23 protein-coding genes and 1 pseudogene are annotated in these 25,412 nt (G+C 43.2%); 7 read left to right on the top strand and 17 right to left on the bottom strand.

Annotation, left to right across the window (positions count from 1 at the left end; all coding sequences use genetic code 11):
- Window positions 1–288: 288 nt before the first annotated feature.
- Together udp and asnC are read right to left on the bottom strand one after the other, a co-directional pair.
- Complete coding sequence (gene udp / locus Q0203_RS06190) at window positions 289–1,047, bottom strand: uridine phosphorylase (protein WP_297930415.1); 759 nt, start codon at window positions 1,045–1,047, stop codon at window positions 289–291.
- A 28-nt stretch (window positions 1,048–1,075) separates the two neighbouring features.
- Window positions 1,076–1,528, bottom strand: a complete 453-nt coding sequence (gene asnC, locus Q0203_RS06185; RefSeq protein WP_005715729.1) for a transcriptional regulator AsnC — start codon at window positions 1,526–1,528, stop codon at window positions 1,076–1,078.
- A gap of 171 nt (window positions 1,529–1,699) precedes the next feature.
- On the opposite strand from asnC, the gene asnA reads away from it, so the two are divergent.
- Window positions 1,700–2,692, top strand: a complete 993-nt coding sequence (gene asnA / locus Q0203_RS06180) for an aspartate--ammonia ligase (RefSeq protein ID WP_109432557.1) — start codon at window positions 1,700–1,702, stop codon at window positions 2,690–2,692.
- 79 nt (window positions 2,693–2,771) lie between these two features.
- Here asnA and nrdG read toward each other — a convergent pair whose 3' ends face one another.
- The 10 genes from nrdG to gshAB all read right to left on the bottom strand — a co-directional run bounded on the left by nrdG (window position 2,772) and on the right by gshAB (window position 13,619).
- Window positions 2,772–3,308 carry an anaerobic ribonucleoside-triphosphate reductase-activating protein gene (gene nrdG, locus Q0203_RS06175; RefSeq protein WP_296026512.1) on the bottom strand — a complete coding sequence of 179 codons (537 nt, stop codon included), beginning with the start codon at window positions 3,306–3,308 and terminating at the stop codon, window positions 2,772–2,774.
- 388 nt (window positions 3,309–3,696) lie between these two features.
- On the bottom strand, window positions 3,697–5,823 hold the full coding sequence (gene nrdD / locus Q0203_RS06170) for an anaerobic ribonucleoside-triphosphate reductase (protein WP_297930410.1): 2,127 nt from the start codon (window positions 5,821–5,823) through the stop codon (window positions 3,697–3,699).
- 234 nt (window positions 5,824–6,057) lie between these two features.
- The gene (gene acpP / locus Q0203_RS06165; RefSeq protein WP_005544465.1) at window positions 6,058–6,288 is read right to left on the bottom strand and encodes an acyl carrier protein; all 231 of its coding nucleotides are present in this window, start codon (window positions 6,286–6,288) and stop codon (window positions 6,058–6,060) included.
- A gap of 267 nt (window positions 6,289–6,555) precedes the next feature.
- The gene (gene fabG, locus Q0203_RS06160; RefSeq protein ID WP_297930407.1) at window positions 6,556–7,284 is read right to left on the bottom strand and encodes a 3-oxoacyl-ACP reductase FabG; all 729 of its coding nucleotides are present in this window, start codon (window positions 7,282–7,284) and stop codon (window positions 6,556–6,558) included.
- Window positions 7,285–7,305: 21 nt separating this feature from the next.
- Window positions 7,306–8,244, bottom strand: coding sequence for an ACP S-malonyltransferase (gene fabD, locus Q0203_RS06155; protein WP_297930405.1), 939 nt, complete (start codon window positions 8,242–8,244; stop codon window positions 7,306–7,308).
- A gap of 107 nt (window positions 8,245–8,351) precedes the next feature.
- Complete coding sequence (locus tag Q0203_RS06150; protein WP_032997759.1) at window positions 8,352–9,302, bottom strand: beta-ketoacyl-ACP synthase III; 951 nt, start codon at window positions 9,300–9,302, stop codon at window positions 8,352–8,354.
- Between the two features lie 35 nt (window positions 9,303–9,337).
- On the bottom strand, window positions 9,338–10,372 hold the full coding sequence (plsX, locus tag Q0203_RS06145; protein ID WP_297930401.1) for a phosphate acyltransferase PlsX: 1,035 nt from the start codon (window positions 10,370–10,372) through the stop codon (window positions 9,338–9,340).
- Window positions 10,373–10,400: 28 nt separating this feature from the next.
- Window positions 10,401–10,571: a 50S ribosomal protein L32 gene (gene rpmF, locus Q0203_RS06140; protein WP_005544470.1), complete on the bottom strand. Its 171-nt coding sequence runs from the start codon at window positions 10,569–10,571 to the stop codon at window positions 10,401–10,403.
- A gap of 16 nt (window positions 10,572–10,587) precedes the next feature.
- Complete coding sequence (gene yceD, locus Q0203_RS06135; protein ID WP_297930397.1) at window positions 10,588–11,112, bottom strand: 23S rRNA accumulation protein YceD; 525 nt, start codon at window positions 11,110–11,112, stop codon at window positions 10,588–10,590.
- Between the two features lie 233 nt (window positions 11,113–11,345).
- Window positions 11,346–13,619 (bottom strand): bifunctional glutamate--cysteine ligase GshA/glutathione synthetase GshB, encoded by a 2,274-nt coding sequence (gene gshAB / locus Q0203_RS06130; RefSeq protein WP_297930395.1) that lies wholly within the window; start codon window positions 13,617–13,619, stop codon window positions 11,346–11,348.
- A gap of 228 nt (window positions 13,620–13,847) precedes the next feature.
- Between gshAB and Q0203_RS06125 the strand changes: the two genes are divergently transcribed.
- The 4 genes from Q0203_RS06125 to Q0203_RS06110 all read left to right on the top strand — a co-directional run bounded on the left by Q0203_RS06125 (window position 13,848) and on the right by Q0203_RS06110 (window position 18,563).
- On the top strand, window positions 13,848–15,455 hold the full coding sequence (locus Q0203_RS06125; RefSeq protein WP_297930392.1) for a phosphoethanolamine transferase: 1,608 nt from the start codon (window positions 13,848–13,850) through the stop codon (window positions 15,453–15,455).
- Between the two features lie 225 nt (window positions 15,456–15,680).
- Window positions 15,681–16,262, top strand: coding sequence for an ATP-dependent Clp endopeptidase proteolytic subunit ClpP (clpP, locus tag Q0203_RS06120; RefSeq protein WP_006719109.1), 582 nt, complete (start codon window positions 15,681–15,683; stop codon window positions 16,260–16,262).
- A gap of 9 nt (window positions 16,263–16,271) precedes the next feature.
- A complete protein-coding gene (gene clpX, locus Q0203_RS06115) occupies window positions 16,272–17,516 on the top strand; it encodes an ATP-dependent protease ATP-binding subunit ClpX (protein ID WP_297930389.1) in 1,245 nt (414 codons plus the stop codon).
- A gap of 216 nt (window positions 17,517–17,732) precedes the next feature.
- Complete coding sequence (locus Q0203_RS06110; RefSeq protein WP_297930386.1) at window positions 17,733–18,563, top strand: class II glutamine amidotransferase; 831 nt, start codon at window positions 17,733–17,735, stop codon at window positions 18,561–18,563.
- Window positions 18,564–18,604: 41 nt separating this feature from the next.
- Here Q0203_RS06110 and Q0203_RS06105 read toward each other — a convergent pair whose 3' ends face one another.
- The 4 genes from Q0203_RS06105 to Q0203_RS06090 are packed head-to-tail and all read right to left on the bottom strand — an operon-like array spanning window position 18,605 to window position 20,815.
- Window positions 18,605–19,183, bottom strand: coding sequence for a thymidine kinase (locus tag Q0203_RS06105; RefSeq protein ID WP_297930383.1), 579 nt, complete (start codon window positions 19,181–19,183; stop codon window positions 18,605–18,607).
- Window positions 19,184–19,185: 2 nt separating this feature from the next.
- Window positions 19,186–19,419: a hypothetical protein gene (locus tag Q0203_RS06100; protein WP_297930380.1), complete on the bottom strand. Its 234-nt coding sequence runs from the start codon at window positions 19,417–19,419 to the stop codon at window positions 19,186–19,188.
- A gap of 47 nt (window positions 19,420–19,466) precedes the next feature.
- Complete coding sequence (locus tag Q0203_RS06095) at window positions 19,467–20,258, bottom strand: TatD family hydrolase (protein ID WP_297930377.1); 792 nt, start codon at window positions 20,256–20,258, stop codon at window positions 19,467–19,469.
- A 44-nt stretch (window positions 20,259–20,302) separates the two neighbouring features.
- Window positions 20,303–20,815 carry a peptidylprolyl isomerase gene (locus tag Q0203_RS06090; RefSeq protein WP_109103932.1) on the bottom strand — a complete coding sequence of 171 codons (513 nt, stop codon included), beginning with the start codon at window positions 20,813–20,815 and terminating at the stop codon, window positions 20,303–20,305.
- 99 nt (window positions 20,816–20,914) lie between these two features.
- Here Q0203_RS06090 and cysS point away from each other — a divergent pair, with 99 nt between their 5' ends.
- Both cysS and Q0203_RS06080 read left to right on the top strand, forming a co-directional pair.
- A complete protein-coding gene (gene cysS, locus Q0203_RS06085; protein ID WP_297930368.1) occupies window positions 20,915–22,294 on the top strand; it encodes a cysteine--tRNA ligase in 1,380 nt (459 codons plus the stop codon).
- 134 nt (window positions 22,295–22,428) lie between these two features.
- Window positions 22,429–22,656: pseudogene (locus Q0203_RS06080) on the top strand (carboxy-S-adenosyl-L-methionine synthase CmoA); the annotation flags it as partial.
- A gap of 95 nt (window positions 22,657–22,751) precedes the next feature.
- On the opposite strand, the gene Q0203_RS06075 reads toward Q0203_RS06080, so the two are convergent.
- Window positions 22,752–25,307, bottom strand: coding sequence for a GDYXXLXY domain-containing protein (locus Q0203_RS06075; protein ID WP_297930365.1), 2,556 nt, complete (start codon window positions 25,305–25,307; stop codon window positions 22,752–22,754).
- Window positions 25,308–25,412 lie beyond the last annotated feature (105 nt).

Below are 25,412 nucleotides of genomic sequence, written 5' to 3'. Positions count from 1 at the left end.
GCGTGCAACTTGTTGCACGAAATCGTGAATGCCCGAAAGGGTTAAATAACGTTCCGTGCGTGATTCGGTCGTGCATCAAGATGCACGCTACGAGGGGTAAATAATCCTCCTATATGTTGAATTTTGGTTGTCAGCCTTGTTCATTATATAGCGAGGATTTTTTTCTGTTCATCGCTTAAGCTATTTGTCTCCATACGCATAGCATATGGTTTTTATAGCCAGACTTTGCCTGGCTATAATAAATGTAGAAGATCCTCACAGATCTTCTACATCAGTAAGCCGATAAAATTACACTAACAAGCCTGCCGCTTTCACTACCACATGAATCGCGCGTTCTTCCGTGGATTGAATCGTCGCCTCATTCGGGATTTCTTGTTGGGTGCGGTTGACGATAGCTCCTGCGATCATGCCGGCACGTAAACCCAGTGCGGAGCACATGGTGAATAAGGTGGCAGACTCCATTTCATAGTTCATCACGTTCAATTCTTGCCATTGTTTTAATGAACCTTGGAAATGACGGCAAATCTTGCCGGTGTAGGTGTCATAACGTTCTTGTCCTGGGTAGAAAGTATCTGAAGAGGCGGTGATACCCACATGGACGGCATCGCCGACCTCTTCTTTAGCGACTTTGTAAAGGGCTTCGGTACATTCAAAGTTTGCCACCGCCGGATATTCCAATGGGGCGAAATGGCGGCTGGCACCATCAAGACGCACTGCACCTGTCGTGACTAATAAATCACCGACGTTAATGTGCGGTTGGATGGCGCCGGTTGTGCCGATACGTAAGAAAGTACGCACACCGAGTTGGGCTAGTTCTTCTACCGCGATGGAAACGGATGGGCCACCAATACCGGTGGAACATACGACCACAGCGTGTTCCTCAATATAACCGAGCCAAGAGGTAAATTCGCGGGTGGAGGCGAGGAATTTTGGGCGATCTAATAAGCGGGCAATGCGTTCCACACGCTCCGGTGCGCCTGGGACGATGGCTAATTTAGCCCCATCTAACATGGCTTTCGTTAAGCCAAGGTGAAAGACTTCTGACATAACATCCTCCTTTCTTGTTCTTTGTTTTTTACGGTTTAATATCACGCAAAATCGGGTTCTGCATGGAAATTAAGGTTTCTGTGGATTGAATCTCGTCGATCAACTGAATTTTAGCCGACAAGACTAAATGGAGTTCGGCAATCGTGTGAGTCATGACTTTAATGAAAATGGAATAATTGCCGGTGGTGTAATAGGCTTCCACCACTTCATCAATGGCTTCCAGCTTTTTGATCACTTTGTCATAATCTTTTGCCGATTTCAAAATAATGCCAATGAAACCGCAAACATCATAACCCAGTTTGCGTTCATTGATTTTCACTTTTGTCCCTTCAATAATGCCTGACTGGCGCATTTTTTCCACCCGAACATGAATCGTACCGGGGCTGACACCAAAATTTTTCGCCATTTCTGCATAAGGGGTTCGGGCATCTTTGGTTAATACACGCAATATTTGTTGATCTAAATTGTCGATATTGTGCATAACACACTCCTTTGTTTTAAAAACTCTAAATAATTATATTATTTTTTAGATGTTATTTAAATAATGATGAAGTTTCTTTAATTTTGGCTAAATTGTGTTGCATTAATCCTAAAGAATGGGGAGAATCTACCGCATTCATGTAGAAACGTTAAATAATATAGGGTAAAAACAATGAAAAAGACATTTATTTTGCAACAACAAGAGATTAGTTTTGTAAAAAATACATTTACTCAAAACCTCATCGAGCAATTAGGCATCATCGAAGTTCAAGGCCCAATCTTAAGTCAGGTTGGTAATGGCATGCAAGATAACCTTTCCGGTATTGAAAAAGCGGTTCAAGTGCATGTGAAACAAATCCCAAATGCAGTGTTTGAAGTGGTTCACTCTTTGGCAAAATGGAAACGTCATACATTGGCTCGTTTCCATTTTAAAGAAGGCGAAGGCTTATTTGTGCACATGAAAGCGTTGCGTCCCGATGAAGATTCGTTAGATGCGACACACTCCGTTTATGTGGACCAATGGGACTGGGAGAAAGTGATTCCGGAAGGCCGTCGCAATTTCGCCTATTTAAAAGAAACCGTGAATTCGATTTATCGTGCGATTCGCTTAACAGAATTGGCGGTGGAAGCCCGTTTTGATATTCCGTCTGTACTACCAAAACACATTACTTTCGTACACAGTGAAGACCTTGTGAAACGTTATCCAAACATGAGCGGCAAAGAGCGTGAAAATGCGATTTGTAAAGAATACGGCGCCGTTTTCTTAGTCGGTATCGGCGGTAAATTGTCTGATGGCAAGCCACACGATGGACGTGCACCGGATTACGATGACTGGACAACAGAGTCAGAAAACGGCTACAAAGGCTTGAATGGCGATATCTTGGTTTGGAACGACCAGCTTGGTAAAGCCTTTGAGTTGTCCTCAATGGGTATTCGTGTAGATGAAGCGGCGTTACGTTTACAAGTGAGCTTAACCGGCGATGAAGACCGTCTCAACATGGATTGGCACCAAGAATTATTGCAAGGCAAATTGCCGTTAAGTATTGGTGGCGGTATCGGGCAATCTCGTTTGGCGATGTTGTTATTGCGTAAAAAACATATCGGTGAAGTGCAATCTAGCGTTTGGCCGAAAGAAATGTTAGAAGAATATCAACATATTCTGTAATAGATGAAAAAGTGCGGTGGGTTTGAAAAATGTTTTTTAAATCCACCGCACTTTGTTTTTCCCGCCTCTACTTTTGCCTCTAAATCTTAAATCGCTGAATAAGCCCAGCCGCTGAATAGCCGTCAGAAATGTTAGATGCAGTCTGTTTTTTTGACGTTAATCGATGAATCACTTGGTTCGCCGAGCCACGCCAAACTAAGCTTGGATCCGCCTGTTCTTGAATAAACTTACCATCAATGAGCACATCAATGTAGGGCAACATTTGCCGTTGATATTCATCCAACTCTTCTAATTTGTAACCCGTCCAGACCCAAATGTCTTTGTCGGGACATTCCCGTTTTACTCGTTGAACCAAAGGAAGCAGGGCTTCTATATTTCTCGGATGCAAAGGATCTCCTCCGGAAAGGGTTAATCCTTGTCGCTTAATGCGCGTGTCTTTGAGATCCTTGAGAATTTGTTCTTCCATCTCAATACCAAAGGACACTCCGGCGCTAAACGACCAGCTTTTTTGGTTATAGCACCCCTTACAGCCGTGAGTGCAGCCGCTGACAAACAGCGTACAACGCGTGCCTTCGCCGTTGACAATATCGACGGGGTAGTATTGGAGGTAGTTCATTTTCGTTTTGTTTAAATCAAATTCGCTTTTTTAAATATCGGGTTTCGCCGATGGCGACTCACTTTCTTTTGCTTGCACAAAAGAAAGTAAGCAAAGAAAAGTGCACCCGGATAAGCCGCTGTTCTTCGCTTGATTGCCATTTTATTTACGGCACTTTTCGAACTCGCTACGCTCAAACAAACGAAAATTGCCTAAAAATGGCAAGCCGCTCAGGCGTCTTATACGGGAATCCCATTTTATTTGAGCGTAGCAAAAGTGCGGTCAGATTTTTTCATGTTTTTGACTGAAAATCTCCCCCAAAAAATGACCGCACTTTATCATGATAATGCGCCTAAAATCCCCCTCTTTAGCAAAGAGGGGTTAGGGGAGATTTGGCAACGCCTTAAGATTACATATGCTTAACCCGACGCTTCACCTCTTCCTGTTTCCCAGCATTAAATGGACGGGCATCCGGACTGCCGAGATAGCCGCAGACGCGGCGAGTAACAGAAACTTTTTCACTGTCGTGGTTACCACATTTCGGGCAGATGAAACCTTTGCTGGTGCATTCAAATTCACCGGTGAAACCGCATTCGTAGCATTCATCGATTGGCGTGTTGGTCCCGTAGTAAGGCACGCGGTCGTAACTGTAATTCCACACGTCTTCCAACGCCTTCAAGTTATGTTGAATGTTCGGGTATTCGCCGTAGCAAATGAAACCACCGTTAGCCAATGGCGGATACACCATTTCAAAGTCTAACTTGTCGTACGGGTTCACTTTTTTCTCTACGTCCAAGTGATAGCTGTTAGTGTAGTAGCCTTTGTCGGTCACGCCGTCGATAACGCCGAACTGTTTGGTGTCAAGGCGGCAGAAACGGTCGCACAGATTTTCACTCGGCGTGGAGTATAAGCTGAAGGCATAACCTGTTTCGGCGCGCCATTGTTTGACCGCGTTGCTTAAGTGTTCCACGATAGCACGGCCTTTTTCTCGCAGCATTTCGTCATCGTAAATATGTCCTTGGTGATACAACGCATTGATGGTTTCGTGAATGCCGATATAGCCAAGGGAAATAGAGGCGCGGCCGTTTTTAAAGATTTGTGCCACGTTATCGTCTGCTTTCAAACGCACGCCACAGGCGCCTTCCATGTAGAGAATTGGCGCGACGCGGGCTTTAGTGTGTTCTAAACGAGCAATGCGGGTCATCAGGGCTTTTTTCGCCAAAGCCAAGCGTTGATCCAATATTTCATAGAAACGTTTTTCATCGCCTTTGGCTTCAATGGCAATACGTGGCAAATTGAGGCTCACTACGCCGAGGTTGTTACGTCCGTCATGGATTTGTTCGCCATCCTCTTCGTATGCGCCCAAGAAACTGCGACATCCCATGGGTGCTTTAAAGGAACCGGTAACTTTGATGACTTGGTCGTAATTCAAAATATCCGGATACATCCGTTTACTGGCACATTCCAACGCAAGCTGTTTGATGTCGTAATTCGGATCATTTGGCTCCAAATTCACCCCTTTACGTTGAGTAAAGACCAGTTTCGGGAATACCGGTGTTTTGTGGTTTTTGCCCAAGCCACGAATCCGATTTTGTAAAATCGATTTTTGAATCAAACGTGCTTGCCACGTTGTGCCTAAGCCAAAACCAAAGGTAACAAACGGCGTTTGTCCGTTAGCGGTGTGTAAGGTGTTTACTTCATATTCCAAGGACTGGAAGGCATCGAAGCATTCTTTTTCAATCAAGGCTTGCGCATATCCTTGCGCATCGGGAATGTTCCATTGTTCCGCGTTTTTCAGATGTTTTTCATAACTTAACTGCACATAAGGTGAAAGCACTTCATCAATGCGGTTAATGGTGGTGCCACCGTAAATATGGCTAGCCACTTGGGCGATGATTTGGGCGGTGACAGCGGTTGCGGTGCCAATGGATTTCGGCGGTTCGATTTCAGCATTCCCCATTTTAAAACCACGGGTCAACATGCCTTTTAAATCGACTAACATACAGTTAAACATCGGGAAAAAAGGTGAATAATCTAAATCATGATAGTGAATTTCACCTTTTTCATGAGCTTCCACCACATCGCGCGGTAAAATGTAACGCTTGGCATAATGTTTCGCCACGATACCGGCCAATAAATCCCGTTGCGTCGGGATCACTTTGGCATCTTTATTGGCATTTTCGTTGAGCAATTCCACGTTGCTTTGTTCAATCAGCCCTTCGATTTCTTTGGTTAATTGACTGCGTTTTTCACGCGCCATATCACGTTCGTGACGGTATTCAATATAAGCGCGTGCAATTTGTGGATATTGGCTTGCCATCAGATGATTTTCGACAATCTTTTGAATGTGGCTAATGTCAATTTCTTGTTGATGATGCGCAAAAATGTCATTGCTGACTTTTTGTGCAATATCATGACAAAAACGTTCATCTTGAATACCCACCGCTTGCGCTGCCTTTTTAATGGCATTAATAATGCGTTGAATTTCAAACCCGATGCGTGAACCATCACGCTTTATGACGAAGAATGTCCCCATGTATGCCACCTATAGTGTGTGATTAAAATTGGCAATACTATATATAGTTATTTTTAACTATTCAACACACAATATGTAGTGTTTTTATAAGAAAATGAGAAAGGTTTGTATAACAGAACAAGGTTAGTCTTTGGATTTATTGAGAAATTTCGTGATGGCGGGGTGATGTTGTGATTTTCTTTTGATAAAAAAAATTTAGGCGGTTATTAAACCGCCTAAATTGAGAATCAGAAATTATTGATTGTTTTGAACGTAATCAATTGCTGATTGAACTGTTGTGATTTTTTCAGCTTCTTCGTCTGGAATTTCGATATCGAATTCTTCTTCTAAAGCCATCACCAATTCAACAGTATCTAAAGAATCCGCACCTAAATCTTCAACGAAAGACGCTTCAGGTTTTACATCTTCTTCTTTCACGCCTAATTGTTCAACGATGATTTTTTTTACGCGTTCTTCAATGCTCATTTGTTTCTTCCTATGTTTAAGTTTACGCTCATTGCGATAAGTTGAGTAGTGTATGTATTTACAAAACATTTCGCAAGATTTCTTGTTAGAGGTCAAACCTCAAAAAAGAGTTCCGAATTTTTGCAACCACATACAGTTTAAAATAGTTATGTCTTTCACAGACATTGAATGACGTAACCAAGTGACAGTTGCGGGGGGATTCTAACATTAAGCAAATTAATTTGCACGCATTTATCCAATTTATCCGCAACCTCCACTTGCTACCCATTAGCTCATGTACATGCCGCCGTTAACATGCAACGTTGTGCCGTTAATATAAGACGCATCCTCAGAGGCCAAAAATGCCACGGCTTTAGCGATATCTTTCGGCTCACCTAAACGGCCTGCCGGGATTTGAGTTAATAAGTTATTTTTTAACTCTTCACTTAATACGTCTGTCATATCGGTCGCGATAAAACCTGGCGCTACGACGTTTACCGTAATACCACGGGAAGCCACTTCTTTTGCCAAGGCTTTACTGAAACCGATGAGACCTGCTTTTGCCGCACAATAATTTGTCTGACCGGCATTGCCCATAGAGCCCACGACAGAACCAATGTTGATGATACGCCCGAAACGTTTTTTCATCATGGTGCGAAGCATCGCTTTAGAAAGGTGATAAACAGAACTCAAGTTAGTTTGTAAAATATCGAACCATTCTTCATCTTTCATGCGCATTAACAAGTTATCACGGGTAATACCGGCGTTATTCACTAAAATATCAATGTCGCCAAATTCTTGTTTGATCTGTGCCAATACCGCATCAATGGAAGCTTGATCGGCAACATTTAATACTAATCCTTTGCCTTTCTCACCTAAATAGGCAGAAATACTTTCAGCACCTTTCTCAGACGTTGCTGTACCGATGACAAAAGCACCTTTTGATACTAATTCTTCGGCTACTGCACGACCAATACCACGGGTTGCACCTGTCACTAATGCAATTTTATCTTGCATAACTTTCTCTCCTTTTCACTACTATGCTAATACTTCTTCGATGGAATCGAGGGATTTCACATCATTTACAGAAACCGCTTGTAAGGAATCCACGATTCGTTTCGTTAACCCGTTTAACACTTTACCCGGCCCCACTTCCACTAACACTTCGACGCCGTTTTGTGCCATTTTCTCTACGGTTTCTGTCCAACGTACCGGGCTATAGAGTTGGCGAACCAAGGCATTTCTAATCGCATCGGCTTCAATTTCATTTTTTACATCTACGTTATTTAGAACAGAAACACCAGCCTCTTTCAACGTAATACTTTCTAAGGAAACGGATAATTGATCCGCCGCCGGTTTCATTAAAGCACAGTGTGAAGGCACACTCACCGCTAACGGTAATGCACGTTTAGCACCGGCTTCTTTACATAATGCAGCCGCGCGCTCCACTGCGGCTTTCGCACCGGCAATCACCACTTGTCCCGGTGAATTGAAGTTTACTGCCGAAACCACTTCGCCTTGCTCTGCTTGTTTGCAGGCGTTAATAATGGCGTCATTGTCTAAACCAATGATCGCGTACATCGCACCCGTACCTTCAGGAACTGCTTGTTGCATAAGCTTACCGCGCAATTCCACTAATTTAACCGCATCTTGGAAATCTAACACACCGGCACACACCAACGCAGAATATTCGCCCAAACTATGGCCTGCCATCACCTCCGGTTTTAATGTCGGGTATTTTTGTTGCCATACACGATAAACAGCCACAGATGCGGTTAATAACGCTGGCTGCGTTTGCCATGTTTTGTTTAATTCTTCCGCCGAGCCTTCCTGCACTAATTGCCACAAATCATATCCCAATACTTCTGAAGCTTGTTTAAAAGTTTCTTGTACAATTGGGTAGTCGCCGGCTAATTCTGCTAACATTCCCACCGTTTGTGAACCTTGTCCCGGGAAAACCATTGCAAATTTTTTCATGTGTCTTACCTATATTAAAAAATAAATCAATTTATTCCGATATGCGTTACAGTCGAAAAGTGCGGTCAAAAATAACCGCACTTTTTTCACGAATAATAACAGATTATCTAAAATCTCACTAAGGCCGAACCCCAAGTCCAACCACCGCCAAAGGCTTCAAGAAGGAGCAACTGCCCACGCTGAATACGTCCATCACGCACCGCTTCATCCAATGCGACCGGCACAGTTGCCGCGCTGTTATTGGCATAGCGATCCAGCGTGACCACCACTTGCGACATATCCATATCTAATTTTTTTGCGGTCGCCGAAATAATACGTAAATTAGCTTGGTGAGGTACCAACCAATCAATGTCTTTTTTATCTAAATTATTGGCAGCAAGGGTTTCTTCCACCACATTCGATAGTTCACGCACAGCCAATTTAAAGGTTTCATTGCCTTGCATTTCGATATAGCCGGATTTTGCCACGCCACGCTCAGGCTGAGGAAGTAACAATGCGGCATTTTTATCTGCTGAGGCGTGTAAATGGGTAGAAATAATCCCTTCTTGTTCCGATGCTTCCAAAATAACCGCACCTGCACCATCACCGAATAACACGACAGTGCTACGATCTGTTTCATCTAACTTACGAGAATTTAAATCAGAACCGATCACGAGCGCTTTTTTCACTTTACCGGTACGAATAAATTGATCAGCGACACCTAACGCATACACAAAGCCGGTACAAGCTGCCGCTAAATCAAATGCAATAGCATCGTCAATCTCCAACATCCCTTGAATTTGGCAGGCTGCGCTTGGATAAGCGTGAGAGTTACTGGTTGTCGCCACTAAAATAAGATCGATTTCCTGTGGATTGATGTTTGCCGCTTCAATAGCTTTTTGGGCCGCTTCAAATCCCATGGTAGAGACGGTTTCATCCGGTGCTGCAATGCGACGTTCACGAATACCGGAACGGGTAACAATCCACTCATCTGAAGTATCTACCATTTTTTCTAAATCGGCATTGGTACGAATATGTTGGGGTAAATAGCTACCTGTCGATAAAATTTTGCTAAACATAGTCATCTCGTTAAAAATAATAGCGAGGGAACTCACTACTTCATTAATATTTCATTTTTATTTAAGCCCGCCAAAATTTTTTGTGGAATTTGACGTCGGGCTTGTAATGCCGCATCGGCAATCGCATAGGCAAATGCCTCTATATTTGCACTGCCGTGACTTTTTACCACAACGGAAGTCAAACCGATAAGCGATGCGCCATTATATTGATCAGGATTGATTTTCTTTAATCGTTGGTATTTATCTTTGAAAAGATATTTAATTAAATACCCAAAAACGTGACTTAATATACTCTTTTTCTTATCACTTTTCAGTAGAGAAATCACGTTCTTTGCCGCGCCTTCCAAGGTTTTCAGCGCAACATTGCCGGCAAAGCCATCTGTCACAATCACATCCGCCTTGCCATTGAGTAAAAAATTGCCTTCAAGGAATCCAATATAATTAAGTGCGGTGTCTTTTTTCAGTAAATCTGCCGCATCCCGGATATATTTGTATCCTTTGACCGCTTCAATACCAATATTCAATAGCGCAATACGTGGATAAACTAAATTGAGGGTATTTTCTGCAAAAATGGCACCCATCAAGGCAAATTGATACAAGTTTTCGGCATCGCACTCAACATTCGCCCCAAGATCTAACATAATCGAACGCTCACCTGTCACTGTTGGGATCGTAGAAATCAGTGCCGGACGATGAATACCTTCTAGAGGTTGTAACAAGATTTTCGATAAGCCCATCAAAGCTGCTGTATCACCGGCACTCACACAGGCCTTCGCATCCCCTTTTTGTACTGCTTCAATTGCCAAACGCATAGAAGTCTCTTTGCTATGACGCAAGGCGTAGGAAATACCCTGACGACTATCAATCACACGAGTACAATGAACAATGTCACAACGTTGACGAATACTGTTGGGAGCAGAAGATAAAAGCGGAAGAATTTGTTGGCGATCGCCAAACAATAAGAGAGAAAGCGTTGGGTCTCGTTCCAAGGCTAAAATGGATGCTGGGATAGTAATACGGGGACCAATGTCCCCGCCCATCGCATCTAACGCAAGGGTTAGACGACTCAAGTGATTACCTTATATGTAATTGAGATAATTACTTGTTAATCACTTTACGACCACGATAGTAACCGTCAGCGGTTACATGGTGACGCAAATGAGTTTCACCACTTGCTTTATCAACGGATACTGCAGCAGTTGTTAACGCATCGTGAGAACGACGCATATCACGACGTGAACGGGATTTTTTATTTTGTTGAACAGCCATTGGCTATACTCCTAAATTATTTTTGCTTTAAATTAGCTAATACAGCGAACGGGTTCGGTTTTTTTGCCAATTCTTCCGGCAATTCGCCAAAAACCTGTTCAGCCACGGACACTTCACAGTGTTCAGATGAATGCATTGGCACAATCGGCAAACTCAAAATGAGTTCATCTTCAATTGTTCCAAGTAAATCTATTTCACCGAATTCATTGAATTCAATTGGCTCATAGATTTCCGGCAATACATCAATTTGATCCAAATTAGCCACCGGACTGTAACAAAATTCACAATCAACGGTTTGAACGAAAGGTTCGCCACAACGCTGACAATGTAATTCAACATCAACCTTGGCATGACCTTTCATGACAACCAATTTTTGCGGATCAACAAAGAACGATAATGTAACCTGTGCATCGCTGAGCACTTTACCGACCGATTCGGCAAGGCGACTTAATTGATTGGCAGCGTAATAACCCTGATAATCTAATCTTCGTTGCGCATCTTTCACCGGATCGACAGTGAGGGGTAGTTTTACCTTTTGCATAGGGCGTGAATATTACCCTCAGAAAATAAAATAGTCAAAGGAAATATTACATTCCGCGCACACCACCCACCTTACATTATCCATGATTTTACGCAATCACGTTCTTCGTAATTTTATCGGAAAAGTGCGGTGGATTTTTTAATTGTTTTTGATTCTCCAAAACATCGTCAAAACCGACCGCACTTCAAACAAAAAGGCGAATCCTCCGATTCGCCTTTTGCGCTATGGGAACATTATTTCAGTTCCGGGAAGAGCATCTTCAGCACGTTTTGCGTTACTCGACGGGATTTCCCTGCATACGGGAAAATGTGCATCATCATCATTGGATTGAAGTTAGCTTCAATCACACCCCAAGATTGCAAGCTAGGCTCGGCGGGTTTGGTTAAATCGGGAATGATTAAATCCACGCCACACACCGCAGCGCTCATGGCTTTGGTGATACCGACCGCCAAAGCTTTGTAGCTTGGGTGCATTTGGTCGGTCATATCAATGGAATCGCCACCGGTGCTAATGTTGGAATTGGCACGTAACTGCACCAACTGATCTTTCGCCGGCACGCTGTCCACGGTTAAGCCTTGTTCTTTTAGCTGTAACTGTTCGATATCGCCCAACGCAATTTTCTTCAATGGCGTACGACTGCCATCGCCACGCAAAGGATGATCGTTTTTCTGTGCCACTAATTCCGCCACCGTATGCACGCCATCGCCAATCACATTTGCAGGCACACGCAACAACACGGCAAGGGTTTCATCACCTAACACGAAGAAACGGTATTCCGTGCCGGTGAGGTAATCTTCTACCATCACTTCTTTGTCTTCGCGGAAAGCAATTTCAATAGCTTTGGCAAAATCCTCAGGATCATGCACGCCCTGTTGGAAAATACTGATGCCTAAACCGTAATTAGTGGATTTCGGTTTAATCACCACAGCACGCCCTGCGAATAAAGCATAATTGGCCACGGCTTGTTCAACGCTAGTAAATTCCACACTTTGCGGCACGTTAAAGCCGGCTTTTGCTAAGACTTTTTTGGTCACCACTTTATTTTCCATGATGAGCGGCGAAATGTAGCTGTCATGGGAAGTCATGTTGCCGTTTTTGACATATTCCAAATGGTCGCCGAATTGCAGACTTAAGAACTGGTCGCGCTCATCTAAAATCTCCATTTTTAAGCCTTTTTGAATGGCATCAAACATCAGCGCTTGGGTAGAAAGCTCCATGTTGTCGAAAGCCGAAAACGCATAAAAACGTTCAAAGGCTTGTTTTTTGTAACGAATCGCCAGTTCCGCGCCCAGTTTTTGATAACCGCCATGTGCTTCGATGGCATTGACTAAGCGCGCACCAAGCGTTTGGCTTGGATCAGCAAACTGAGCCAGTTTCTCTTTGACGATCTCGTCCATCTCTCCATCGGCGTGAATTTCCGCCAACATCGCTAATAATTGCTGTAAAACACGTTCGCCTTCTGCTTGGAAAGCCGTTGCCGACAATGGATTTTCCCATGCCACTTGGGCTAATTTTCCTTTGCCTAATTCCACCGCACTTGCTAAGGATTCTTCATCTAGCCACGCCATCAACAAAATAAAATAATGCACAAATTTGGCATCATTTAAGGCGATACCATAAGCCTCAAACGGGTTTAGATCGAACAGACGGAATTCCAAATATTGAATGCCGTTTTGTAGCAATTCACGCGCCTGTTTCGCACCACGCAAACGCACGTTGGAATAAAATTCTTTTTCGGCAATAAGCTGTCCGCTACTCACCGCGTGTTCCAAGGTTGTCACATAATCGTTCAAGCTGTCATAAGACACTTTCACACTTGGGTCATTCACATAACCATATTGGCCAGAACGTAAACTACGGACATATTGCCCCGCTTTTAATGGCGTGCCGTGGAGAAAATAATTGGCATCAACCGTTGGCGTAGCCGCTAATAAATAAACGAGAATCCATTGATAACGCAAAAAATTACGGGCAATTTTCAAATATAAATCGTTCTGAAAATCCACCGCACTTTGGTAGTCATTTTGTCGTGCAAACAGCTGTTGAATGAACGCTGGCTCAAGCTGGAAGTTGTAGTGAATGCCACTCACCATTTGCTTGCTTTTACCGTACGATTTCACTAAATGCTCGCGGTACGCCACATCGACCGGATTGTCCAGTTGTGCCACTTTAATTTGATCCTCCGGTGGCAAGCCGGCCGGCATACTCAACGGAAAGATATATTCGTCTTCCGGTAAAGAGCGTAACACCACTTCATGGATGGCGGATAACCAACGCAACGTATCTTCAATTTTTTTATTGGGTGGGGTGATTAACTCAAGCTGACTTTCCGCAAAATCCGTTTGGATATAAGGATGATAAGAACGATTACCGAAGCATTTTGGGTGTTCCGTCACCACAACCGCCCCGTCCGCGTGCACGCGTTGGCTTTCTTTTTCAAGACCAAATGACCCTTGCTGGAACAACAGCTCCAAGCGATTTTCTTTTATAACCTGCTGAATATTCATAAAATTTCCTTTTAGCTAAACGAGGAATCATACTGTTTAGGCATGCCTACTTGCATAAACTTCTTAAAAAATCGCCACATTATTAAAATTAATAGGCGCAAATGCAAATAAAAAAATTATCTTCCTCATAAGCGATAGTTATAACCCAATGTATTACAATGAAAACTTCATTTTTAAGCACAAAGGGACTAAAATTTAGCCCTAATAAACACATAATCGGTAAACCAGATGTCTCAAACCCCAAAATCCCACATTTTCTATCAGCCTTTTACTTTTGCTTTATTGTTATGCATTTTTGCCTTTCTTTCTCATGTTGCATTGGGCATTTTAGATCATTATCTCACGCATACATTCAGCATTTTGGCATTAGGATTATTGCTTTTCACTTTAAAAAAGCATAGCAATACATTATTTCTTATTATGCTGACATTCATTTTTATTATTGCCTTAGGTTACACCCCATCCGGCCTATTATATGGCCCGGCATCCATTGGGATTATTGCCTCCGTCTATGAAACTAACTTTAGCGAAACATTAGGCTTCTTTCGCGCAATGCCGTTATCCATTTATTTTTTTACTTTCTTTTATCTTCTTTTATTTCTTATTTTATTATTTATCAACCGCCATATCACACCAAGTAAAAATAATAAATCGGCATATTATCTTATTTATTTTATTCTTCTTGCATTTACCTTATATCAACCTATTTCAAATGTGATGAAAAATACCGATAAAGAAAAAGAATTTAGCCTTGCAGACTTTTTTAAAGCCTCAAACTTTTATCCGGTGAGTTTTCTTTCCAACGCCATCAAAGTGAATAACACCTATTTAACGCAACGGGATTTACTCAATGACGCCTTGACCAAAACACCGGAATGGCAAATCCTTTCCGTGGAGCCCAAATATCAAAACTATGTTTTGGTGATCGGCGAAAGCATGCGTCGGGATTACACCTCTTTATACGGCTATCCACAAAAAACCACGCCGTTTTTGGAACAAGTGAACGGCTTAATTTTCAATTTATATGTGGCTGCTGGCCCAAATACGCAACCGTCTTTACAGCGCACACTATATCGTTCCATTAATAACAATGAAGAAACGGTTTACACTGATAACATTATTTCACTCGCCAAACTTGCCCATTACAAAACCTATTGGTTATCCAACCAAGGCAAAGTGGGCGAATGGGACACCATGGCATCGCGTATCGGCATTCAAGCAGATGAATCGTTCTTTACCAAAAAAGGTGGGTATGATTCGGACAATATCTCGGACACGGCATTATTGGAGCCGTTAAAACAACTTTTGGCGAAAGATAAAGATCAAACCAAATTAATCGTTTTACATTTAATTGGCTCGCATCCGACCTTTTGCGCCCATTTAAATGGCGAAGAACCGAAATTTCATTTAATTAGCCGAGAAATGTCTTGTTATTTAGACACCTTAAAACAAACGGACAGTTTATTGTCTGAGGTGAATCAAATTCTAAAAGAGCAAGGACAAAGTTATTCTGTCATTTATTTCTCGGATCATGGCTTGGCGCATTTAGGCGCAGGCAAAAATCTGTCTATGCTAAATAACAAGGAATACAAACAAAGTTATGCGGTGCCTTTTGTTCGTTTTTCCAGTGACGATACCAAAAGAACCCTTGTTAAAAACCCGCAAAGCGCTTTTAATTTTATTCACGGCTTTGCCCAATGGTTAGGCATTAAAGAAAGTCATTTAAGCCAAGATGATTTTTTCAACCCGAAACCGCAGCCGATCAAAGTGTTTAACTGGCGGGCATTGGTGGACTACAACTCGCTGAAAGAGGATCCGGCAAAACAAGAACCGTAATAACAGGCTCCAACGCCTAAAAGTGCGGTCATTTTTTCAAACGAATGATCGCATTTTTATTTTTGCCCGAATAGTCATTCAGCAAACCCAATTTTTCAGGTAAAATAGCCGCCGTTTTTTATGAAAGAATTTTGTTCTTGCGGCGCTGTTGGCTCGTCCAATATCAAAAAACTCCGTTTTTTCTGACCGCACTTTTCACCCTATCCTGACTAAATTGAGGAACATATGAGTGTAATTCCTATGGTCGTTGACCAAACTTCCCGCGGCGAACGTGCCTATGACATTTATTCCCGCTTACTGAAAGATCGCGTGATTTTCCTAAGCGGTGAAGTGGAAGACAACATGGCCAATCTGATTGTGGCACAATTGCTTTTCCTAGAATCAGAAGACCCCGATAAAGACATCAATTTATACATCAACTCACCGGGCGGTTCCGTGACTGCCGGAATGGCAATTTACGACACCATGCAATTCATCAAGCCCGATGTGCGCACCTTGTGCGTTGGACAAGCCTGTTCCATGGGAGCCTTTTTATTAGCCGGTGGCGCACCGGGTAAACGCGGCGCATTACCTCACGCTCGTGTGATGATTCACCAACCGTTAGGCGGCTTCCGTGGACAAGCATCGGATATTCAAATTCATGCCCAAGAGATTTTAAAAATTAAAGGCACGTTAAACGAACGCTTGGCATTCCACACCGGACAACCCATTGAAACCATCGAAAAAGACACTGATCGCGACAACTTTATGTCGGCAGAAGAAGCCAAAAACTACGGCTTAATCGATGAAGTGTTTACCAAACGTTAAGAGATAAACATGGCAAAAGATAAAGAATTACATTGTTCTTTCTGTGGCAAAGAACAAGACGAAGTCAATAAACTTATCGCCGGCACCTCCGGTTACATTTGTAATGAATGTATCGAATTGTGTCACGATATGTTGCTCAACGAAGCGCATGGCGAAGAAGCTGAAAGCGAAGACGCAGAAGCAACAAAAGAACAGGAATTACCCACACCGCACAAAATCCGCGCCCATTTAGATGATTATGTTATCGGCCAAGATTACGCGAAAAAAGTGTTGGCAGTGGCGGTGTATAACCACTACAAACGCCTACGCACCAAACATCAAACCAACGATGTGGAATTGGGTAAAAGTAACATTTTACTTATCGGCCCGACCGGTAGCGGTAAAACCCTGTTGGCAGAAACCATGGCGCGTATGTTAAACGTGCCTTTCGCTATGGCGGATGCCACCACCTTGACGGAAGCCGGTTACGTGGGCGAAGACGTGGAAAACGTGTTACAAAAATTACTGCAAAACTGTGATTACGACATCGAACGTGCGGAACAAGGCATTATTTATATCGACGAAATCGATAAAATCACCCGCAAATCGGAGAATCCGTCCATTACCCGCGATGTTTCCGGCGAAGGGGTACAACAAGCCTTGTTAAAACTGATTGAAGGCACGGTTGCGTCTATTCCTCCGCAAGGCGGACGCAAACACCCGCAACAGGAAATGTTGCGCATCGATACCTCCAAAATTCTGTTTATTTGCGGTGGTGCCTTTGCCGGCTTAGATAAAGTCATTGAAAAACGCACCAGTGTTGCCACTGCGATTGGTTTCGGCGCTGAAATTAAGAGCGAAAAAGACAAAGCCACGTTGACGGACTTGTTCAAACAGGTGGAACCGGACGATTTAATGAAATACGGCTTAATCCCGGAATTTATCGGGCGTTTACCGGTGGTTGCACCGTTAAGCGAATTAGATGAAGAAGCCCTCGTGCGCATTCTGACCGAGCCGAAAAATGCCTTGTGTAAACAATATCAAGCGTTGTTTGGGTTGGAAGACGTGAAACTGGAATTCACTAAAGAAGCCTTGATCGCCATGGCGAAAAAAGCCCTCGCCCGTAAAACCGGCGCTCGCGGCTTACGCTCCATCATCGAAGGCGTCTTGCTCGACACCATGTACGACTTGCCTTCTTTAGAAGGGTTGGAAAAAGTGGTGGTCAACGAGCAAACCATTAATGACGGCAAGGCGCCTGAACTTATCTACGCCTAATTTCCTCTCTCAAAAAATCACGGACACTTTTGTTTCAGCATCAGTGTCCGTTTTATATGACGGATTCGTGCATACCGTGACGTTTTTTTCTCATAGAGAACGGTTATCAAGCCAAACATTTTGTTCTAAGAACACCCTATGGTTTAAGTTGAATTTTGCCGAATTATCGTGTTAAATCGCCATAAGTTTTATGGTTATTAAGAAATTAGGTCAAGTATGTGTCAACTATTAGGAATGAATTGCAATACACCTACTGATATTGTGTTTTCCTTTGAAGGTTTTCGCCATCGCGCCGGTTTAACAGACTGTCACTCGGACGGTTTCGGGATTGCTTTTTTTGAAGGCAAAGGCGTGCGCGTATTTCGTGATAATAAACCGGGGCACAGCTCCCCCATTGCCGACTGTGTGAAACAATATAACATCAAGTCACTTAACGTGATTGCCCACATTCGAAAAGCAACGCAAGGCGATGTCAACATCGAAAATACCCACCCTTTTATGCGTGAAATTTGGGGTGAAAATTGGGTATTCGCGCACAATGGCAATTTGGTGAATTTGCCTGTGACCGAAACGATTTTTTATCAACCGATTGGCACCACCGATTCTGAAACAGCGTTCTGTTATATGTTAGAGCAGCTCAAAACACGCTTTAAACACAAACCCGGTGAAGAGGAAATTTTTGAGGCGATTCAACAGATCAGCAATGATCTTGCACGTTACGGCACATTAAACTTTATGCTGTCGAACGGCGAATGGATGATCGTGCGTTGCTCAACAAACTTACATTACATCACCCGTCAAGCGCCTTTCGGTAAAGCGCAACGGGTGGATGATGGCGGTGTCATCGACTTCAACGACTACACCAAAGAGGGAGATAAAGTCACGATCATCACGACTGTTCCACTGACAAAAGATGAAGTTTGGACAAAAATGGACAACGGTGGATTTGTGTTTTTCAAAAATGGCGATAAAGTATGGGAAGTTCTCGGCACGCCAAACACCGCCCCAATTGATGACGGCACCTTAGGCAAAGCCGGTATAGGTTAATCCCTCGCCATCCGCAAAGTGCGGTCAATATTCACCGCACTTTATTCCGCCATACGTTCTTTATAATGCCGTCGGCACACCGATAAATAGCTGTCATTACCGCCGATTTGAATTTGGTCTCCTTGTTTGACAACGTCGCCCTGTTCATTGAGACGCAAGACAAAATTGGCTTTACGTCCACAATAACAAATGGTTTTCAGTTCTTCCAACTGATCCGCCCATGCCAGCAAATAGCGACTGCCTTCAAAAAGCTCCGCTTGGAAGTCCGTGCGCAAGCCATAACACAACACCGGAATATTCAGTTTATCCACCACATCGCTCAGTTGATACACCTGCGCTTTCGTTAAAAACTGCGCTTCATCCACTAAAATGCAGTGCAATGGCGCTTTTGCTAAATGTTGCTGAATTTCTGTGAATAAATCCGTGTCTCGTGCGAACGTGTTCGCCTGTTCACTGATCCCGATGCGGGAAGTCACGCGACCTATGCCGAAACGATCATCAATCGCCGCCGTATAAACCAGCGTGTTCATGTTGCGTTCACGGTAGTTATAGGAAGATTGCAGCAAAGTCGTGGATTTTCCTGCATTCATAGTGGAATAATAAAAATACAGCTTAGCCATAATTATTTAAGCACCCATTTCCAAAAATAATAGCAAATAAAACCGGTGAACGGCGGTAACGAGGCAATCATGAAAACGCCGATCGTGGTTCGTCCGCCAGCCATCTGCCCAACCTCTGTTAAGAAATCAATAAGCTCATTTGTCGGTGTGGTGAATACGAAAAAGCCGATAATCGCTAACATAACGAAACAACCGATGCCGGCAGCACGCATTGCTCTAAATTTAATCTCGTCCATAGTCTTCCCTTATAGATAAAAGAAATAAACACTCATTTTTTAATACTTCACGCAAATTTTCTGAGGCTATTTTGCCAAATTGTCTCGGCAATGATCTCCGGCGTTTCACGTCTTAATTCACACAACACCTTAAAAACCTGTTGCACTCTTTCCGGGCGATTCGGTTGACCTTGAAAACCGAATACCGGCATGTCGGGCGAATCCGTTTCTAACAGCAAGGCATCAAGCGGCAATTTCGCGATGGTTTGACGGGTTTTATTGGCGCGTTCATAGGTAATCGTGCCGCCGACACCAATAGAATAGCCCAAATCCACAAAACGTTTTGCCTGATCGTAACTGCCTGCAAAACCATGCACGACGCCACGTTTCGGCACCTCAATGCGTTTGAGAAAAGAGAACAGCTGATCGTGCGACTTGCGGGAATGCATGTTCACCGGCAAATCGTACTTCTTCGCAAAATAGAGTTGCGCTTCAAAAAAATCGCATTGCTTGCGCCATAGTTCATCGGTTAATAATTCCGGCACGGCACGTTCCAAACCGATTTCCGCCACAGCGGTGCAATTTGGTGAACGCATTGCTAACGCCTGTTCCAATAAATCCAAATCCTGCGCTTGGTGCTCCTTGATATACAGCGGATGTAGCCCCAAGCCGTAATACAACTGTTGCGGATAAAGTGCGGTCATATCTTCAATCGTTTTGAAATCCCGCTGTAACACGGCGACGATCAAGATCTTTTGCACGCCAGCCGCCTGCGCATTTTGCATAAGCTGCGCTAACGGCTCACCGGTGGCTTGTTGCAAATAATCGAGATGAGTATGGGTGTCAAAAAAGGAATACATATTAATCTAAAAAAATCAGGCAACTCAATGAGTTGCCCATAGTCTTATTCGTCAACGGTAACAGAGGTAATCACCACATCTTCATTCGGCACGTCTTGGTGGAAACCTTTGTTGCCGGTTTTCACACCTTTGATTTTGTCCACAACATCCATGCCTTCAACCACTTCTCCGAATACCGCGTAGCCCCACTCTTGTACCACTTCTTTGCCAAACATTTCTTTTGAACGGTAATCCAAGAAGGTGTTATCCGCCACGTTAATGAAGAATTGTGCCGTCGCAGAATGCGGATCAGAAGTACGCGCCATGGCGATGGTGCCGCGCTTGTTGCTTAAACGATTGTTGGCTTCGTTTTTAATCGGCGCGTTAGTCGCTTTCTCACGCATACCGCTTTCCATGCCGCCGCCTTGAATCATAAAACCGTCAATCACACGGTGGAAAATTGTGTTATCATAAAACCCATTTTTACAATAAGTTAAGAAGTTTTCTGCCGTTACCGGTGCTTTCTCATGATTTAAGGCAATTTTAATGTCGCCGAAATTAGTGTGTAGTGTAATCATTGTGCTTTTCCTATACGAATTAAAGAGCGTCATTATTCCATAATCCGCCCCAAATCGCCATAAAGTGCGGTGCGTTTTCAAAAAGATTTGGATCCCAATATGTTAAAACTTTTCAATACCCTCACTCGCGAAAAAGAAATTTTTAAACCGATTCACGCCGGCAAAATCGGCATGTATGTTTGCGGCGTGACCGTTTACGATCTCTGTCATATCGGGCATGGACGTACCTTTGTGTGTTTTGATGTTGTCGCACGTTACTTACGCTATTTAGGCTATGATTTAACCTATGTACGCAACATCACTGATGTGGATGACAAAATCATTAAGCGGGCGTTGGAAAACAAAGAAACCTGCGATCAACTAGTCGATCGCATGGTTGTGGAAATGTATAAAGATTTTGATGCCCTGAACATTTTGCGTCCGGACTTTGAACCTCGCGCAACCCATCATATTCCTGAAATTATTGCCCTTGTTGAAAAACTGATTCAGCGCGGGCATGCTTATGTGGCAGACAACGGCGATGTGATGTTTGATGTGGAAAGCTTCAAAGAATACGGCAAATTATCCCGCCAAGATTTAGAACAATTACAAGCGGGCGTGCGTATTGAAATCAATGAAATCAAGAAAAATCCAATGGATTTCGTGTTGTGGAAAATGTCCAAACCAAACGAACCAAGCTGGGATTCGCCTTGGGGCAAAGGCCGCCCGGGCTGGCACATTGAATGTTCCGCCATGAACAGCAAACAACTTGGCGAACATTTTGACATTCACGGTGGCGGCTCCGACCTAATGTTTCCGCACCATGAAAACGAAATCGCCCAATCCTGCTGCGCCCACGGTAACCAGTATGTGAACTACTGGCTACATTCCGGCATGATCATGGTGGATAAAGAGAAAATGTCGAAATCCCTCGGCAACTTCTTCACGATTCGCGATGTATTAAGCCACTACGATGCAGAAAGCGTACGTTACTTCTTGCTCAGCGCCCACTACCGCAGCCAATTAAATTACAGCGAAGAAAACCTCAATCTGGCTCATGGCGCATTGGAACGCCTCTACACCGCATTGCGCGGCACCGATAAAAGTGCGGTGGCTTTTGGCGGTGAAAATTTTGTGGACGCCTTCCGTGAGGCAATGGACGATGATTTCAATACGCCAAATGCCCTTTCTGTGCTATTTGAAATGGCGCGCGAATTGAACAAACTAAAAACCGAAGACATGACCAAAGCCAACGGACTTGCCGCGCGTTTACGAGAACTTGCCGGTATTCTCGGTTTGCTCCAACTCGATCCGGAACAATTCCTACAAGCCGGTTCCGATGATGACGAAATCGACAAAATTGAAGGGCTTATCAAACAACGCAACGAAGCGCGCGCGGCAAAAGACTGGCCGGCTGCGGATGCGGCACGCAACGCCTTAACTCAAATGGGCATTGTATTAGAAGACGGCCCGAACGGCACCACTTGGCGGAAACAATAAGCCGGCAAGTTAAAAAACAAAAAGGAAAGTGAATCGTTCACTTTCCTTTTTTGTTTATTCTTATTTCAAATGTACTCCGATCTCACAACTTGAAGATTCAACTCATCTGTTGGCAATGAGATGTAACATTCTGCTTTGAGGATGAACAAACCAATGAATTGCTGATTGATCTCCACCATCAATTTAAACGTGCCAACGGTTACAGCGAATTAGAAGTGAGCCAAAAACGCACCGCACTTGAAAATGTGATGCGCACAGACAGCATTGAAACCCATAAAGCGCGATTAAAAAATGTCGGCTTTTCTCATGTGGAGCTTTGGTTCCAATGCTTTAACTTCGGTTCCATGATTGCGATGAAATAAGCGCAAAGCTCAAAATAAAAAAGTGCGGTGGACGTAAAACGTTTTAAAAATCCACCGCACTTTTTTCTTATCTATCAACGATCTTATTCTTGCTTTTATAAAGGTTTTAAATCCTGATCCAATAAACGGGCAAGTAATAAAATGCCGTCTTTAAAACGATATTCGGCGTACTCTGCCTGCGCATAATATTGCCCTTTTCCTTCCGCAAAGAAATATTCTTGGCTTGGCAATGCCGGCGACCAGCCTGTGTTATTAATCGGTAAATACAGGTTTGGTTCACAATCCGTGAAATCCGTTGGCTTACTTTTTTCCACGCGACACAAGGTGGCAACGCCCTGCTCATTTTGATGAATTAAGGCATAAACTCGTTTAGGTTGTGGTTTGCTCGTTGTCTGCCAAGTGTCCTCTTCGCTGGTTTGCTCATCATTTAGCTGGTCAGGCTCATCATTAAGTTGCGCTGCAATATCCTGCAAAATGACATAATTCAACGACATATAATCCCCTTGCATTAACGAACGTGGATCCACCGGCGCAATTTTTAGCACGATCGGTTTGCCGGTCGCCAACACATTCTCAAATTGCCATACCTTATAATTTAATGGTGATAACATCAGTAACGCGATAAGCAGTGCTATCAACGGTTTTCTTTTAGAAACACCGGAAAAATCGACCGCACTTTGTGTCGTCACTTTAGATTTCCGATGCAAGAAAAATAGGACAAAGGAAAATAATGCACCAAAGCATAAGAGTAAAAACGACTTATAAAGCAATGGGATAAAGAGCATGTAATAATAAAGCGCTAAATTTGTAATGAGCGCCAATAAGGCGATAAAAAATAAAGATCGGCTTGCTGAAACATAGGCAATTAACCACAGGGCAACAAAAAACAAAATAGACGGTTGAGCCACAAAACCAATCGTAAAGAGCATGAAAACAATGGCAATAAACCACTTTTCCGCCAGCGCAGATTTAAAAAAGAAGCTGATAACCCAATAAACACAGAAAGGTGTAAGACAAACAAAAAACGGTACCCACCATGAAAATGTCAATGTCGCTCGTGAAAAAATGCCATAGGTAATGACGCTGAAAAAGTCCGAGAACGTATCAATGGACGGTAACTCGTCGGCGACCTCGCTGAAATGATGAATCCAAGGAAAGAAGGTTTGGGACGCGGAATACATCCAAGAGCCAATACTAAAAAATAAAAGCCCCCAAGCAAGCGGTGTCACTGCCTCGCTCTGCTGGTGTTTTATCATCCACAAGAACTGCCCTACAAAAACACAAATACAGCACAACATAGAAAGATAAGGTAAAGGCAAGGCACCGGATGAAATCTCCTCCACGTAACTGAGGTGCCACATGCTTAAGATACTCACTACCGTTAAAGTTTGTAGCCAAACTTCTTTGCGAACGAAATAAAAAGCACCGACCACACAAGAAAACAACAACGGCACAAAAGCCTGCGTTGTTTCGCTAGACTCACTCTCCAAATGATCAAACCATAAATAACCACCAAGTAAGCCATATCCCATCAAAAAACAAATACCGACCACCAGCGACATTTCATTACTCGCTTGCGGATAAGCTCGATGTAATCCCAGTGCGGTAAGCAACATTGCGATCGCCAAAGCAAGTACAGCGAACAACGGGTCAGATATATCAAGAATAAACGCCGCCCAAATAATGGCGGTGACCATACCGATGAGAATGGCAAAAATAAACAGAACGGACAATGCCCAAGGCATTTTCGTCTGTTGCGGATAACGGGCTTGATAAAGCTTGTACAGATATTTCATTGCCAAGATCGTCAGCACAAAAATCAACAAACCTCTCGAAAAAACGGCATCCGCAGAATTGATATGAGAAAAGAGCAACATGCTAAAGGCAACAATTATCCCCAATGCACTTGCAACTAAATTGGTGAAATCAAAACGATATTGCTTATAAAAATAAAATAATGCGGCAGAAGGCACACTCACGATCAAGAAATTTAGCACTGAAAACCAACCCAAAGCGCTATAAAACATCGCGTCATCGACCATAAAACGAATGCCGAAGAGATGTATGATCACAAAACCAAGCAAGATTTTGGGTAAGATTCGCCAACGTTCATCATGCAATCGTCGTGTAAAAACCTCACTGAATACCAAGCCAACACCATTGAGAAATACGCCATAAACAGCAACATAGTCATAATTATCGATCTGAAGTAAATACACAGCTAAATTTGCTGTGACAATCAGCAATAAGGCGGAAGCAACATTAGGCAACAAAAGCAACCATGGAATTTGGCACACCGACCAAATAGCAAACAATTCCCATGCATTCGCGCCCGTTTGATATGTTTGCCCAACGAGTGCCAAGGTAGCGCCAATCAGGACGGCTGTGCAAAAGAAGAACGCAACCGAAACGAGTTTTAATTTCTCCGCTGATAACTGACGACTTTCGCGCATAAAAAAATAGCCGCCTATAATCACAGAAAAAACGAACAACGTTTGCAACCCGTAAATCTTCGCTAAATCAGAAAGATAATCCCAGTTAGCGGCAATAAATGTGACGACGCCGCTACTAAGAAAACCAACCGTTAACAAGAGAAACAATAAATTAAGATAACGTTCCCAAGATAAGTTGAATAACCCTGTTCGATTCATATTTTCATTTCCTTTCAATCAGCGGTGAAAAGTTAAGGAATTTTAGTCAATTTTTAGGAGAAAAAGCAAAAGTGCAGTGAGATTTTGCGATATTTTCCTTCTCAG

The organism is uncultured Aggregatibacter sp., from assembly GCF_938046485.1.
Taxonomy (GTDB): Bacteria; Pseudomonadota; Gammaproteobacteria; order Enterobacterales; family Pasteurellaceae; genus Aggregatibacter.
This window is presented reverse-complemented; position numbering and strand designations above follow the sequence as displayed.

Coding starts and splice junctions, on each gene's coding strand:
- udp (WP_297930415.1), bottom strand. CDS start 1,047: ATGTCAGAAGTCTTTCACCTTGGCTTAACGAAAGCCATGTTAGATGGG.
- Q0203_RS06075 (WP_297930365.1), bottom strand. CDS start 25,307: ATGAATCGAACAGGGTTATTCAACTTATCTTGGGAACGTTATCTTAAT.
- rpmF (WP_005544470.1), bottom strand. CDS start 10,571: ATGGCTGTTCAACAAAATAAAAAATCCCGTTCACGTCGTGATATGCGT.
- clpX (WP_297930389.1), top strand. CDS start 16,272: ATGGCAAAAGATAAAGAATTACATTGTTCTTTCTGTGGCAAAGAACAA.
- Q0203_RS06105 (WP_297930383.1), bottom strand. CDS start 19,183: ATGGCTAAGCTGTATTTTTATTATTCCACTATGAATGCAGGAAAATCC.
- Q0203_RS06110 (WP_297930386.1), top strand. CDS start 17,733: ATGTGTCAACTATTAGGAATGAATTGCAATACACCTACTGATATTGTG.
- Q0203_RS06150 (WP_032997759.1), bottom strand. CDS start 9,302: ATGTTTAGCAAAATTTTATCGACAGGTAGCTATTTACCCCAACATATT.
- cysS (WP_297930368.1), top strand. CDS start 20,915: ATGTTAAAACTTTTCAATACCCTCACTCGCGAAAAAGAAATTTTTAAA.
- yceD (WP_297930397.1), bottom strand. CDS start 11,112: ATGCAAAAGGTAAAACTACCCCTCACTGTCGATCCGGTGAAAGATGCG.
- clpP (WP_006719109.1), top strand. CDS start 15,681: ATGAGTGTAATTCCTATGGTCGTTGACCAAACTTCCCGCGGCGAACGT.
- Q0203_RS06090 (WP_109103932.1), bottom strand. CDS start 20,815: ATGATTACACTACACACTAATTTCGGCGACATTAAAATTGCCTTAAAT.
- asnC (WP_005715729.1), bottom strand. CDS start 1,528: ATGCACAATATCGACAATTTAGATCAACAAATATTGCGTGTATTAACC.
- Q0203_RS06100 (WP_297930380.1), bottom strand. CDS start 19,419: ATGGACGAGATTAAATTTAGAGCAATGCGTGCTGCCGGCATCGGTTGT.
- Q0203_RS06095 (WP_297930377.1), bottom strand. CDS start 20,258: ATGTATTCCTTTTTTGACACCCATACTCATCTCGATTATTTGCAACAA.
- asnA (WP_109432557.1), top strand. CDS start 1,700: ATGAAAAAGACATTTATTTTGCAACAACAAGAGATTAGTTTTGTAAAA.
- gshAB (WP_297930395.1), bottom strand. CDS start 13,619: ATGAATATTCAGCAGGTTATAAAAGAAAATCGCTTGGAGCTGTTGTTC.
- Q0203_RS06125 (WP_297930392.1), top strand. CDS start 13,848: ATGTCTCAAACCCCAAAATCCCACATTTTCTATCAGCCTTTTACTTTT.
- acpP (WP_005544465.1), bottom strand. CDS start 6,288: ATGAGCATTGAAGAACGCGTAAAAAAAATCATCGTTGAACAATTAGGC.
- nrdG (WP_296026512.1), bottom strand. CDS start 3,308: ATGAACTACCTCCAATACTACCCCGTCGATATTGTCAACGGCGAAGGC.
- fabD (WP_297930405.1), bottom strand. CDS start 8,244: ATGAAAAAATTTGCAATGGTTTTCCCGGGACAAGGTTCACAAACGGTG.
- nrdD (WP_297930410.1), bottom strand. CDS start 5,823: ATGGGGACATTCTTCGTCATAAAGCGTGATGGTTCACGCATCGGGTTT.
- fabG (WP_297930407.1), bottom strand. CDS start 7,284: ATGCAAGATAAAATTGCATTAGTGACAGGTGCAACCCGTGGTATTGGT.